The 13060-nt window shown below is 70.1% G+C and carries 9 protein-coding genes; 4 read left to right on the plus strand and 5 right to left on the minus strand.

Going from position 1 to position 13060, the window contains the following annotated elements:
• Positions 1-286: 286 nt before the first annotated feature.
• Positions 287-1504 carry an STAS domain-containing protein gene (locus WME79_RS46320; RefSeq protein ID WP_437528639.1) on the plus strand — a complete coding sequence of 406 codons (1218 nt, stop codon included), beginning with the start codon at positions 287-289 and terminating at the stop codon, positions 1502-1504.
• 19 nt (positions 1505-1523) lie between these two features.
• Here the strand turns inward: WME79_RS46320 and WME79_RS46325 are convergent, their stop codons facing one another.
• Together WME79_RS46325 and WME79_RS46330 are read right to left on the minus strand one after the other, a co-directional pair.
• Positions 1524-4136 (minus strand): type VI secretion system Vgr family protein, encoded by a 2613-nt coding sequence (locus WME79_RS46325; protein WP_437528641.1) that lies wholly within the window; start codon positions 4134-4136, stop codon positions 1524-1526.
• Positions 4137-4232: 96 nt separating this feature from the next.
• Positions 4233-6065, minus strand: a complete 1833-nt coding sequence (locus tag WME79_RS46330; protein WP_437528643.1) for a DUF2169 family type VI secretion system accessory protein — start codon at positions 6063-6065, stop codon at positions 4233-4235.
• A gap of 110 nt (positions 6066-6175) precedes the next feature.
• On the opposite strand from WME79_RS46330, the gene WME79_RS46335 reads away from it, so the two are divergent.
• A complete protein-coding gene (locus WME79_RS46335) occupies positions 6176-6517 on the plus strand; it encodes a hypothetical protein (protein ID WP_437528645.1) in 342 nt (113 codons plus the stop codon).
• Between the two features lie 255 nt (positions 6518-6772).
• Complete coding sequence (locus tag WME79_RS46340; protein WP_437528647.1) at positions 6773-7798, plus strand: aminoglycoside phosphotransferase family protein; 1026 nt, start codon at positions 6773-6775, stop codon at positions 7796-7798.
• A gap of 205 nt (positions 7799-8003) precedes the next feature.
• Here WME79_RS46340 and WME79_RS46345 read toward each other — a convergent pair whose 3' ends face one another.
• Both WME79_RS46345 and WME79_RS46350 read right to left on the minus strand, forming a co-directional pair.
• Complete coding sequence (locus tag WME79_RS46345; protein ID WP_437528649.1) at positions 8004-9368, minus strand: hypothetical protein; 1365 nt, start codon at positions 9366-9368, stop codon at positions 8004-8006.
• Positions 9369-9658: 290 nt separating this feature from the next.
• Positions 9659-10957, minus strand: a complete 1299-nt coding sequence (locus WME79_RS46350) for a cellulose binding domain-containing protein (protein ID WP_437528650.1) — start codon at positions 10955-10957, stop codon at positions 9659-9661.
• A gap of 484 nt (positions 10958-11441) precedes the next feature.
• Between WME79_RS46350 and WME79_RS46355 the strand changes: the two genes are divergently transcribed.
• Positions 11442-12236: an ABC transporter ATP-binding protein gene (locus tag WME79_RS46355; protein WP_437528652.1), complete on the plus strand. Its 795-nt coding sequence runs from the start codon at positions 11442-11444 to the stop codon at positions 12234-12236.
• A 67-nt stretch (positions 12237-12303) separates the two neighbouring features.
• Here the strand turns inward: WME79_RS46355 and WME79_RS46360 are convergent, their stop codons facing one another.
• On the minus strand, positions 12304-12954 hold the full coding sequence (locus WME79_RS46360) for a hypothetical protein (RefSeq protein WP_437528653.1): 651 nt from the start codon (positions 12952-12954) through the stop codon (positions 12304-12306).
• Positions 12955-13060 lie beyond the last annotated feature (106 nt).

A 13060-nucleotide genomic window follows, 5' to 3' on the forward strand; every position in this document is an offset into this window, starting at 1 on the left:
GCCGGTGCGGCGCGGCGTCGGTCGCCGCTGGCCGGCGCTGCCACCTGCTCCGGTCCACGCAAGTCGGTGTGCCACCGTCCTCGGCTCACCTCACCGCACCTCATGCAGCAGCGAGCCGGCTCACCGTCTTGCCGCGCAGCGCCCGCCACGCTAGCGCTAGCGCCCCCACGTTGTGACGCGTTTCTCCCGGTCCCATCGCCCAATGGCCGCCCGGGAGCCCCTTCCACGGCCTGCTCCGTCCACGCTACACTTATCCTTCTCTGCTCTCTGAGGAGTCGTGAGACTGATGGAATCTGCCCCCAGTGTGTTGCTCGGTGAGCTCTTCGCCCGCTCTCCCGATCTGCTCTTCATCGCCTCGGCCGACGGAGCGCTGCTCCATGGGAGCGGCGGACTCCGCGAGGCGCTGGGCCCCGCCGTTGAGGGGGGCGCGCTCCTCGCGGATCTCGCGCACCCGGACGATCGCGCCGCGCTCTCGGCGGCCTGGTCGACACTCCTTCACAGGGACGAGCCCGTCGTGTTCAGCGTGCGCCTGCGCGACGGCGGCGGCGCCTACCGGCTGCTCTCGTGCAGCGCCAGCCGGTCGTCCGACCGCAGCGCCGTCCTCGGCTCGCTCCGCCCCGCGCCCGCGCCCGCGCCGTTGGCCGTCGCGACCCCGATGACCGGGGACGAGCTGAGCACGCTCCGTCTCAAGGCGCGCATCCTCGACGGCCTCGCCGAGCACGTGGATCCCATGACGATATGGGCGCTCGACCGCGACGGGATCTACCTCTATCACGACGGTAAAGCGGTCGCGAAGGCCGGGTTGAAGCGGGGGCAGCACGTCGGGCGCAGCGTGTACGACCTCTATGCGGCCACCCCGGAGGCCGCCGCCGACATGCGGCAATGGTATGACGGCCAGGTACGCCGCGCTCGCGGCGAGGCGCACGGCGCCGACTGGGACACCTGGCTCATCCCGCTCCGCAGCGAGCCCGGCGGCCTCATCGACGGCGTGCTCGGGGTCTCGCTCGACGTGTCGGACTCGCGGCTCGTCGAGAACGAGCTGCGCATCCAGCTCGACCAGATCGCAGCGCAACAGAAGGTGATCCGCGATCTCTCGACGCCGATCATCGAGGTCTGGGACGGCGTGCTCACGCTGCCCATGGTCGGCACGGTCGACAGCGTCCGCACCGCTGAGGTCATGGACAGCCTGCTCGCGCAGATCGTCGAGAAGCGGGCGCGCTTCGCCATCCTCGACCTCACCGGCGTCGAGGTCGTCGACACCAAGGTCGCGAGCCACCTCATCCAGCTCATCACCGCCATCCGGCTCCTCGGCGCGGACGGCATCGTCGCGGGCATCAAGCCGACGGTCGCCCAGACCATGGTCGCGCTCGGCCTCGACCTCTCCCAGCTCAACACGCAACGCAACCTGCGCGCCGCGCTCAACTACGCCATCCGGGCCATGACAGGCGCCCAGGGAGCCTCCCCCGCCGCGCGCCCGACGCCCGGCAAGAAGCCAGCTCCCTGAGCGGCGTTATCGAAGCGGCTCACTCGTCGACGAGATCGAAGACGATGCCTCCCTGCGTCTTGATCCGGTGAGTCGACCGGTTCGCGCTGTTGACCGGAGAGGGCGTCAGCGGGTTGGGCGCGGCGCCCACGATGACCGGTCGATCCGGGTCGCCGTTCACGAAGGCGATGAGCACCTCGGTCCCCGGCTTGAGCGGGAAATGCGTGCCGTAGTTCGCTCCAGCGTGGTTCTGGAGCATGCGCACCGGCCTGGACGTCACGCCGCCGGCTGCCCCCGTATCGAACAGGAACCGGACCATGTACCTGCCCTGATCGTCGATCTGCGCGTCGTTGCCCCCGCCCCCCGGCCCGGCGTCGACGATCCCCGTGACGACGCCGCCGATCCGGGGCGTCGGCGTGACGCGCGGCGGCCGGTACGTGTTCTGGCCCGGGATCGCGCGGAAGGTGTTCACGTAGCGCCGCGGCTCGTCTCTGCCGGTCAGCAGCGTCGCGCGGTGCTCCACCTCGACGAAGAGCAGGTCGAGCGACTCCAGGTTCGGGTGCCCTTCCAGCGTCGATCGCGCGCCCGCGCCGAGCCCGCTCACCGCGCTCCTGCCCGCGTACACGAGCTGCGTCGCCTGCCGCTCCTCGGCCCGGACCTGCGCCAGCGCCTTCCCCTCCGCCGGCGTCTTGTAATGGCCGCCATACTCGACCACGCCCCCCGCGTACCCCGTGGGGAGGACGTGCTCCGACGTCAGATCGAGCATCGGTTGCCGGTAGTTGTAGTCGCGGGCGACATACACGCTCGGCACCAGCCGCGATCTCGCCTCGAGCTCGAAGACGTCGCGCGTGTCGCTGTTCTCGCGGAATTGGACGGACTCGGCGCCGGCCGCGGGCTCGAAGCCGGCGCCGTCGGTGAAGACCATCGTGTCCTGCCCGTCCTGGTGCTCGAAGAAGAAGCTGATCCCGGCGTGCTCGGCCAGGCGGCTGATGAAGGCGAGATCGGTCTCCTGGTACTGCACCACGAACTCCCGCGGCGCGTACGTGCCCGCCAGCCTGAGCTCCACGTCGCTCCCGCTCAGGCCCACGAGCTCGAGCTTCTGCTTGATGAGATCCGGCACCGCCTTGTTCATCGAGATCTCCGTGGTCTCGACCAGCGCCAGCCGGTAGGCGCGCGGGACGATGTGCAGGCGGTACGCCCGGTGGTCGCGCAGGTTCGCGAGCATGTCGTGGACCTCCGCGACCATCCCGTGGACGCGCCGCACCTCGACCTTGTTCTGCTCGAAGACGATCGCGATGCTCTCGCCCGTGAAGGTCTGCCCGTCGACCCCGTCCTCGCTCGGACAGACCACCTCGACGTCGAACGTGAAGAGCTGGGAGATCGCTTCGCGCCCCGACAGCCTGCTCACCTGGAGGAGGTCGGACGAGAAGCCGGAGAGCTCGAGTCGAATGTTCAGCGAATCGGCGAGCTTGCTCACCGTCCCCGTCGATCCATCATTCGTGACGTGGGAGAGGGTCTCCTGCCGAGGGGCGCCTGAATCGGCGAGCCTGCTCACCGTCCTCGTCGGTCTATCGTTCGTGACGTTGGCGAGGGTCTCCTGCTGAGGGGCGCCTGAAACGGCGAGCCTGCTCATCGTCCTCGTCGGTCTATCGTTCGTGACGTCGGCGGGGAGCTCCTGCTGAGGGGCGCCTGAAACGGCGAGCCTGCGCATCGTCCTCGTCGGTCTATCGTTCGTGACGTCGGCGGGGAGCTCCTGCTGAGGGGCGCCTGAAACGGCGAGCCTGCGCATCGTCCTCGTCGAACCATCGTTCGTGACGTCGGCGAGGGGCTCCTGCTGAGGGGCGTCTGAAACGGCGAGCCTGCGCATCGTCCTCGTCGATTCATCGTTCGTGACGTCGGCGAGGGGCTCCTGCTGAGGGGCGTCTGAATCGGCGAGCCTGCGCACCGACCTCGTCGGTCTATCGCTCGTGACGTGGGAGAGGGTCTCCTGCCGAGGGGCGTCTGAATCGGCGAGCCTGCGCACCGACCTCGTCGGTCTATCGTTCGTGACGTCGGCGAGGGGCTCCTGCTGAGGGGCGCCTGAATCGGCGAGCCTGCGCACCGACCTCGTCGGTCCATCATTCGTGACGTTGGAGAGGGTCTCCTGCTGAGGGGCGCCTGAATCGGCGAGCCTGCGCACCGACCTCGTCGGTCCATCATTCGTGACGTCGGAGAGGGGCTCCTGCTGAGGGGCGTCTGAATCGGCGAGCCTGCTCATCGTCCTCGTCGATCCATCATTCGTGACGTTGGAGAGGGGCTCCTGCTGAGGGGCGTCTGAATCGGCGAGCCTGTTCACCGTCCTCGTCGATTCATCGTTCGTGACGTTGGAGAGGGTCTCCTGCTGAGGGGCGCCTGAATCGGCGAGCCTGCGCACCGACCTCGTCGGTCTATCGTTCGTGACGTGGGAGAGGGCCTCCTGCTGAGGGGCGTCTGAAGCGGCGAGCCTGCTCACCGTCCTCGTCGATTCATCGTTCGTGACGTGGGAGAGGGTCTCCTGCTGAGGGGCATCTGAATCGGAGAGTCTGCTCGCCGTCCTCGTCGATTCATCGTTCGTGACGTGGGAGAGGGTCTCCTGCTGAGGGGCATCTGAATCGGAGAGTCTGCGCGTCGTCATCGTCGATCCATCCTTCGTGACGTGGGAGAGGGGCTCCTGCTGAGGGGCGCCTCGCCCGCGGGCGCCCCTCGCGCTCGTCGATGCGGGCTCGGCGAGCTACCGTTTGCGATCGAAGCGTTCGTAAAGGCTCCTCCTCAAGGCGGGGGAAGGGGTCGGCAGCGCGGGGCGCTCGGGCGGTGGAGGCGGCGGCCTGCGGGGCGGCGGGGCCGGCGGCGGCTCGTCCGCCTCGGGGGAGCGCGCAGGCGAGGCGCTCAGCGTTGGCCTCGGCGGGGGAGGCGGCTCCGGCGGCAGCGGCTCCGGAGGTGGCGCCGCCGGCTCAGGAGCCGGGAGCGGCGCTGCCGCCGTTTCTGGCGCTTCCGCGGCTGCTGGCACGAGCGCAGGGGGGGCCGCGAGCGCGCCGGCGCCGGAGGGGCCGGGCGCGCCGGCGACCGGCTCCCAGTCGTCTTCCATCGCGAGCGCGAGCGTGCCTGAGCTCGCGCGCTCCTCCGCCGTGACCGGCTCCCGGCTGATCATCGAGGGAGGCAGCGCGCCGCCCGGGGGCGCCGGCTGGAACGGGAGCGCCGGCTGGTCCGTCGCGCCGGCGTCCTCCTCGGGCAGCAGCGCCAGCGTCGCGGCGGGAGACCCCTTCGGCCCTTCTTCCACCGAGGAGATCGAGAGGGTCCCCGTGTCGACCCGCGGCCCGTGCGCGCCCGCGGCCGGCCCGGCGATGTCGCCGGGAGCCGACCCGGGGCGGAACGGCGTCGCCGCCGCCGAGGCGAGGGCAGCGGCCGCCGCGCCAGCGTCCGAGAGGCTCATTGTGCGCGCCCCGGCGGCCGGAGCGGCCAGGGTCTCGCCCAGGGGGTCGCCGCCGTCGCCGTCGCCGTCGCCTCCCACGCCGCGCGCGCGGCCGGCCGCGTCGGCTGCCTTCGCGGGATCCTGGGCCCCGGCGCCCTGCTCCGCCGGCACCTCGGGCCACTCGAGCGGCTCGCCGGGGAGCTCGACCCCTGCCAAGAGGGTGGCCGCCGCGAGCGCGGCCTCGTCGGGGACGACAAGGCTGCCCCGGAAGACGAGGGTGCAGCGCTGCTCGTCGCCGTCGATGCGCAGCGTGTCCGCGTTCAGCTCGAGCGGGTGGCCCTCGCTCACGCCGAAGGCGGACAGGCCGTGGACGCGCGCTCGGCCGCGCGCCTCGGGCAGCCGCGTCCGGAGGCGCGGCAGCGTGGGGTGGAGCCCGTGGAGCTCGATCCACTCGCCGCCGCGCAGGTAACGCGTCCGCTGATCGGGGGGCGCCGCCTGGTAATAGGCCCACTCGAAGGGATCGGGGATCTCGGCGATGGCGGCGTCGAGCGCCTTGCGGGGCGTGGCCCCGAGCAGCCGCCTGCGCGCGGGCCAGGCGCGCGCGATGGGCCCAAAGCCGGCCGCGCGCGCCGGCTGGAGGGGATCGACGATGTTCGCCTCGGGCTCGGACGCGTCGCCCGTCCCCTGCACGCCGAGGAAGTTCTCCTGGTCGTTCTCTCCGCGGAGCGCCCGCTCGTACACGAGCGGCATCCGCTGGAACCCGGCCCTGTCCTTGACCAGGAGCTCCTTGTCGAGGAGGGGCCCGCCCTCATCGGAGATCGAGAGTCGCACGGGCAAGGCGTGCACGGGCGCGCCGGGCGGCGGCGCGTGCGCGTGGCCGGTAAAGAGCACGTCGGCGCGCTCCAGGTGTGGCGCCAGATCGCTCGTGAGCCGGACGCTTCGCCCAGGGTTGTTGCCGTGATGGACCTCCCCCTGGACGACCTGCTGCGGCTCGACCCTGGGCATCTCCGCGTCCGCCGCGAAGGCGAAGGTGGCCTTGACGATGACGGTGATGTGGAGCTCGCCCCGGCTTCGCCATGCAACGGCGGCGGCTGCTGCTCCGTTCAGCGGCGTGACCCTCACGGGCCCGGTCGCGCCGTTCGTCCCACGGTTCATCGCGCTCTTCGTCGCGCCGCTCGTCGCACGGTTCGCCATTCCGCGGCGTTATAGCACGGCTCTCGCCACGAACTTGCCGCCGCACTGCGCCCATGCCACCCACGGCGATCATGAAGCTGGCTGGAAACGCCCGTGCGCTGGGATCGGCGCTCGCCCTCGTCGTCATGATTGCCTCGTTCGGCTGCGACACGGTGGCGACGCTCGTCGCGCCTGCGGTGCCGGTGGTCATCGAGAAGGCGACCGCGCCCGGGGAGCCGGCCGCGCCCGAGGATCCGGCCGCCGCGCCCGAGACGCCCGAGAGCCGGAAGTGCTGCTTCCGGAGCGGCGAGGGCGCCGCGAAGGTGTGCGAGAGCCAGGAGCGCTGCTGCTCTGGCCGGTACGACCGCAGCGCGTGTGAGGATTCGGGCGGTCTCTGGTTCAACAGCGCCGACGGCTGCGCCGGCGCCTGCTGAGCGTCTGGCTCGTTCCGCCAACGGAACAGGCGTCAAGGCGTTGAGGGGGAAAGGCGTCGAGGCGTGACTGGGACAGGCGCCGAGGCGTGACGGGGACGAGCGTCGAAGCGTGACGGGGACGGGCGTCGAGGCGTGACGGGGACAGGCGCCGAGGCGTGACGGGGACGAGCGCCGAGGCGTGACGGCCGCAGCGCGGCGCGGGGCGATGTCGTGACAACCCTGGCGTCCGCGCCGTCCACCGGCGTAGGAAAGGGTGTGCGCGAGCTCGAGACCGACGCCCTGCTCCGGCTCGTCCAGCGGGCCACGGGCCATGTCCCGTCGTCGATGGTCCCGCTGCGCGGGGGCGTGTCGTGCCGGCGCTACCTGCGCCTCGTGACGCCGGCGGGGACGGCGGTCGCGATGTTCGCGCCGAGCGCGGGGGCCGACGGCGTCGCGGTCGGCGGCGCTCCCCCGCGGTGGCCGTTCCTGGAGGTGCACGCGCTCCTCCGGGAGCGCGGCGTCCGGGTGCCGGCGCTGCTCGCCGAGGATTGCGAGCACGGCTTGCTCCTGCTGGAGGATCTCGGGGACGCGACGCTGTCGGCCTTCGTCGAGCGCGCGCCCGCCCGCCGCGCCGAGGTCTACGCGCTGGCCGCGCGCGATCTCGCCCGGGCGCAGCGGGCGCTCGCGGCGCTCCCGAGCGGCTCGATCGTCGACTCGTGCGCGCTGGACGCGACGCTCCTGCGCTGGGAGCTCGACCATTTCCGCGCCTGGGCGCTCGACGCGCGCGGGCTCCGGCTGGGCGACGCCGCCCGGGCCGAGCTCGACGCCGTCTCGGATCGCCTCGCCCGGCGCATCGCCGCGTGGCCGCGGGGCTTCGTTCACCGCGATTACCAGAGCCAGAACCTCATGGTCGTGGACGCGGCGGGCGGGGGCCTCGAGATCGCCTGGCTCGACTTCCAGGACGCCCTCCTCGGCCCGCGCGCCTACGATCTGGCGACGCTCCTCAACGACAGCGCCCAGGACCTGGATCGCTCATTCGTCGAGGCCCGGCTGGACGACTATGCGGCCGCCGCCTCGCTCGACCGGCCGGCGCGCGACGCGCTTGGCCGGGAGTTCGACGTGCTCACGGTCCAGCGCAAGCTGAAGGACGCGGGCCGCTTCGTCTTTCTCGACCGCATCGGCGTGGATCCTACGTACCTGCGCTACGTCGGGCCCGCGCTCGCGAGGGCGCGCGCCGCGCTCGCGAGGATCGGCGACGACGAGGACATGCGGGTGCTGGCGCGGCTCATCGCTCAGGCGTGAGAGAGTTGAACGCAAAGGCGCAAAGACGCAAAGGCGCAAAAAAGACGAGAGAAAAGGGGGTGTACCCTCGAATGCATGTCGGCGACCGTCGCCATCTCGTCGCGCTCAACCCCATCTCTTTTTTGCGCCTTTGCGTCTTTGCGCCTTTGCGTTTGAATCTCACATGCCCGGTCGTCGGCCGGCCGGATCTCGGCCTCGGTGCGGCTCAGAGCTCCGACGCCTCCAGGAAGCGCTGGAGGAACGTGACGGCGGCTTGCTCTCCAGCCTCCGGGAAGCCCCCGAACATCGCGAACTGGTGCCATACCCAGTCGGCGTTCAGATAGGTATCCTTCTCGCTCGCCTCGAGCGCGGAGCACACGTGATCCCAGCGCGGGTTCGCCCCGGGGAGATAGCCGCTCTTGTCGGGCGGCAGGCTGGTCAGGCGCGCTTCCTTGGAGGGGCCAGGGAGCTTTTGCTGGAGCGCCGCGTTCGCGTCGAGCTGGTGGCCGCCGGTCATCCGCAGGCGGCGCGAGGCGTCGCCGCCGAGCCAGCGCACGAGCAAGGCCTCGTTCTTGGCGATGCCTCGTGCGTCGAACGCGAACACCTCGCTCACGCGGTCCTTGTTGGCCGCGAGCGACTGCCACAGGGCCAGCCCGCCGGCGCTGAAGCCCGCGAGCCCGAGCTTCCCGAGCCGCGGCCCGCCCTGTCCGAACCCGATCTTCTGCGCGCCGCAGAGGAAGCGGAGCGCCGCCTCGGCGAGGCCGGGCAGGCTCGCCGTCGTGGCGGCGCCGAAGCTCGCCCCGCTCGGCCACGGGTGCAGCATGACCACCGCCCTGCCGCTCGCGGCGAGCGCCTCCTCGAAGCCGCAGCGGACATAGACCCAGCGGGACTGGTCGCGCGGATCGCGCTCGAACACGTCGCGCGCCCAGAACGACGCGCCGGGAGACGGGTCGGGCGTGAGCAGGTATCGATTCAGCCCGAACATCTCGTGGCGCTGATCGACCCGGGTATAGGCGTACCCTTCCGGCCGGTAGAACACGAGGGCCGAGGTCCCGTCGTCCGGCGGCGCCTTGCAGGCCTCCGGGATGCTCGCGAACCAGATCTTCGGATCTCCCGCGGTGGCGCCGAGGGCCACGAGCTCGGTCCCGGGCCGGTGCTCGCGCTGGTACTCGTCCGCGTACCCGGCGTAGGCCATCCAGAACGGGGTGATATCGACGAAATCCGTCCTGATCTGGGCGAGCGCGAGGCCGGGCGCAGATTGCACGTCGACGAGCGGGTGAGCCTGCCCGAGCGCCGGGTCCGGGGTAGGGCTCAGGGCCGTTCCCCCGCTCGCCACGTCGAAGGCCTGCTCGATCGACAGGACCTCTTCCTCCAGGGCGGGGACGTCCTCGAAGGCGTCGAACGCCGCCGAGAAGCGCGCGCTGAGCGTGACGCGCGACGCCCCCGCGGGGATCACGAACTCGCGACGTCCCGGGCTTGAGCCGGCCAGCGGCAGCGGCGCGTCATCGGCCGTCGCCTGCACGTCGGCGAGCGCGTCGGGCAGAAGCGGGCTGCCCGCATTGCGCCAGGTGACCCGGAGCCTCAGCGCCATGCGGCGCCCCGGACCGGACGGCGCACCCGGCGACGAGGGAGTGTGGCGGCGTGGAGGGAGTCGACCGGGCTATCGCCGGCGAGGGGGAAGCGCTGCGGGGCGGAGGACACGGGGCGCCCACGGTACCAGAGGGCGCGGGCCGCGGGCGAGCGCGACCGGGCGCGGAGGCCGCGCGGGGAGTCCCAAGATGGGCCCTTCCCGTGTCGTTCGGCCAATCCTGCGGGCCGGCGCGCCGCGCCGCCGGGGGCCTTCAGGCCTCCTCGGTAGACGCGGCGCTCGTCGATTGGAGCTCAGCGCGTGCCGTTCGCGCAGTACCCGAACTCGACGTTCGTTCCAGGCCTGATCTTGGCGTTCCAGCTCACGCCGGTGAACACGAAGTCGGTGCCTTGCTTGACGGCGTTGGTGTTCCAGAAGTCACGGAGCGTCGCGCCGTTCGAGGGCACGTAGAGCTTCCAGGTGGTCTCGCCGCTGTCCGTCTTCGTCAGCTTGACGTTGTTGCAGTAGCCGCCCGTCCACGTCGAGTTGGGGGTGATGCTGACCGTGATGTTGCCGCCCTCGACGCGCACGCCGGTCCCGGGGTTGCCCCCACCGCTGCCGCCGCTGCCGGTGCTGCTGCTGCTGCTCGACGAGGACGTGGTGGTGCCGCCGCCGCCGCCACCGCTGCCCGAGGTGCTGGAGCTGGAGCTGCTGGAGCTGGAGCTGCTGGAGGTGGTGCTGCTGGAGCTGGAACTGGAGCTGCTGCCCTTCACCCGGGCGATGAAGCTGTCATAGCCGGCCACGTCGCCCGTCTGGGAGAGCATGACGATCGCGACGCCCATATCGACGGCCTTGGCGACGTTGCTCTCGTTCAGCCAGGTGGAGTCGACGTTGATCGGGCCGCCGCCGAACGTGTACGCGTCCACGATGACGAGCGGCAGGCTCAGCGCGGTGGTGATCTCCTTGTAGGTGAAGTTGTCGATCTTGCCCGTGGTGAACGGGAATTGCTTGCCCGTGAGGCCGACGTACTTGACCACGCTGCGATCCCAGCCGTCGTAGAAGTCGGCGACCGACGACGCCCACTTGGTGGCCGACGGGCTGAACCACGGGCTGAAGTCGATGACCACCTTGCACGAGGGGCAGCCCGACTTGATGGCGCCGAGGATCTGGTTGATGAAGCTGTCGGACTCCGTCTCCGTGAGCGCGTTCTGCTGCGCCGTCTGCGAGAACTGGTACCAGTCCGGCTCGATGTGGATCAGCGCCTCGCGCCCTCCGAGGGCCGCGCTGATCCCTGTCGCCGCCTTCTGGTAGGCGCTCGCCATCGAGGCGATGTTGGCGCGCACGTACGCCGCGCCCCTCTGGCACAGCGGTGCGCCGCTGTTGCCGTCGCAGTCGTTCTCGGACCCGAGCCCCTTCTTCGTCATGTCCGTGGCGATGTAGCCGAAGAAGTAGGGGGTCTTCCCCGCATTGACGATCTGCTGAAGCTTGGTCTTATGTGTGCTGGTGAAGCCGCCAGATTGCAGCCAGTCGCCCACGGCGACCACGTCCACATTCGACGGCCCGGTCGACGACGGCCAGCTCTGGCTCCACTGGGGCGCAACCCCGAAGCGCATCTGCGATGCCGCCGCTGCCGCCGCTGCCTCATCGGCGAAAATCTCGTCCTCTTCGGAGCTGGAACCATCGTCCGCGGCAACGATGCACCCGCCGAGAGCGGCGAGCAGGCACGCAGCTGCCCCAGCACCGAAAAGCGAACCCTTGATCTTCGTCATTATTCAATCTCCAAGTGACCGAGCGGCTCGGTACCGCATCGGATTTTTCCACTCCCGAGTGCCAGCATCGGCTTGGCACGGGGCGCTTGTTGAAAGGAAGGTTCGTAGAGCGTTGCAACGGCCGGGCCATCGTCTCTCCAGAGCAGAGAACGCCGGTTCACGGGCGCATTTCGACGGTGCCTGTCCGCGAGAGATGGAGAGTGAGCCGATGGAGTGGATCGCCGAACCGGGGCACGGATGATCCACCGCGAACGCCCTGATTTCTCGGTGCGGGACGCTGGCAAGCGGGTAGTCTGCGCCCGATGAACCAGGACCGTGGAGTGAAGCGATGAGCGCGCCCGCGCTCATCGAGATCGAGGACGCCGAGGTCTTCCGCGGCGACACGCGCGTCTTCGAGGGGCTGTCGCTGCGCATCGAGCAGGGGGCGAACACCGCGATCCTCGGGCCCAACGGCGCCGGGAAGTCGACCTTGCTGAGGCTGCTCTCACGGGAGATCTACCCGGTCCACCGCGAAGGCTCGCACGTGCGGATACTCGGTCGCGAAAGGTGGGAGGTGTCCGCACTGCGGCGCAGGTTGGGGCTCGTGTCGTACGAACTGCAGATGGCCTATCCCCGGGGTGTGCTGGGCCTCGACGTGGTGCTCTCCGGCTTCTTCGCGAGCGCCGGGCTGCACGAGCACGAGCCGCCGACCGTCGCGCAGCGCCGGCGGGCCGAGGAGGTGCTCCGCGACCTCGGCGTCGCGCACCTCGGCGACAAACCCATCGCGGAGATGTCCGCCGGCGAGCAGCGGCGCTGCCTGCTCGGGCGCGCCCTTGTGCACGACCCGGAGGCGCTGGTGTTCGACGAGCCGACGACGAGCCTCGATCTGAAGGCCGCGTTCGAGCTCATCGACCTGCTCAGGCGCCTGGCGCGGCGGGGCAAGACGCTGATCTTGGTGACCCACCATGTGCAGGAGATCCCGCCGGAGATCGGGCGGGTCGTTCTGCTGCGGAGAGGCCGCGTCTTCGCCGATGGCCCGAAGCGCGCGGTGCTGACGGACGAGAACCTGTCGCGCCTGTTCGACGTGCCGCTCACCGTGGTCGAGCGCGACGGCTTCTTCCAGGTCTTTCCCCGATCCCCCTGAGGGGCGTCCATCGCTGGAACCCGCGGCGCGAGCGGGGTAGCCGCTCGTCGCGCGTCAGCAGAATGGCTCACCCTGAATCGCGAGGACAGGTCATGACCATGGTGGCCTGGTACGGCGCGCTCCGATCGGAGGGCTCTGGCAGCAGGAGCTCTCGACTACAGGTTACTTCGTAGTTGTGCTCCACGGCGGTCGACCAGCTGCTGATCGCTTCCTCGTAATTCTTCCATTCCAAGACGGCGGCGCAGGTGTTGGTCCGACAATCAACGTCGCGCACGTCAAAGCTCTTCGACCCGACGGTGCGTATCTCCTTCAACAGGGAAGCGCGTGCCTGGGGAGCCCAGGTGGGATCCTCGATCGCACGCTCATGCGTCGCGATGATCTCGCGATGGTGACTTTCTTTTTTGGCTTTCCACTCCACGGGATCGGGCATCTCGAACCGCTCACCGGAGCCCTTCTGATCCGGGTCTTGCTGCTCGTCTCGCTCTTCCAGCGCCGACAGACGCTGCTTCAGCTCCTTCAGGTCAGTCGCGCCGATTCCCGGGTTTGCGCTGCTGATAGATCGAGGAATATACCTTCTGGATTCGCTGATGACGGCGCCGCCCTTTCGCGGTTTTTCATCCGCGCTTTCACGGGAGATAATCACTGTCGCTATCGTTCCGGCGAGAGCGCCCGCCAGAATGGGCATCATGGTCGAGATGACGCTACGAAAAGAGATCACGGACATCTCCTGTCATGTAATTCAGATTGAGGCGATGCGGTCGGCGAGGTCGATCACGCCCGCTTCAGCAGATGGCGTGCCTGCCCGAACAGCGCCCAGCGCTGGG

Origin of the sequence: Sorangium sp. So ce726 (genome assembly GCF_051521405.1) — a bacterium.
Lineage (GTDB): Bacteria > Myxococcota_A > Polyangia > Polyangiales > Polyangiaceae > Sorangium.

What these genes read in the sequence shown, in the direction of transcription:
- WME79_RS46320 (WP_437528639.1), top strand. Translation starts at nt 287, where the DNA reads ATGGAATCTGCCCCCAGTGTGTTGCTCGGTGAGCTCTTCGCCCGCTCT.
- WME79_RS46325 (WP_437528641.1), bottom strand. Translation starts at nt 4,136, where the DNA reads ATGACGACGCGCAGACTCTCCGATTCAGATGCCCCTCAGCAGGAGACC.
- WME79_RS46330 (WP_437528643.1), bottom strand. Translation starts at nt 6,065, where the DNA reads ATGAACCGTGGGACGAACGGCGCGACCGGGCCCGTGAGGGTCACGCCG.
- WME79_RS46335 (WP_437528645.1), top strand. Translation starts at nt 6,176, where the DNA reads ATGAAGCTGGCTGGAAACGCCCGTGCGCTGGGATCGGCGCTCGCCCTC.
- WME79_RS46345 (WP_437528649.1), bottom strand. Translation starts at nt 9,368, where the DNA reads ATGGCGCTGAGGCTCCGGGTCACCTGGCGCAATGCGGGCAGCCCGCTT.
- WME79_RS46350 (WP_437528650.1), bottom strand. Translation starts at nt 10,957, where the DNA reads ATGCGCTTCGGGGTTGCGCCCCAGTGGAGCCAGAGCTGGCCGTCGTCG.
- WME79_RS46355 (WP_437528652.1), top strand. Translation starts at nt 11,442, where the DNA reads ATGAGCGCGCCCGCGCTCATCGAGATCGAGGACGCCGAGGTCTTCCGC.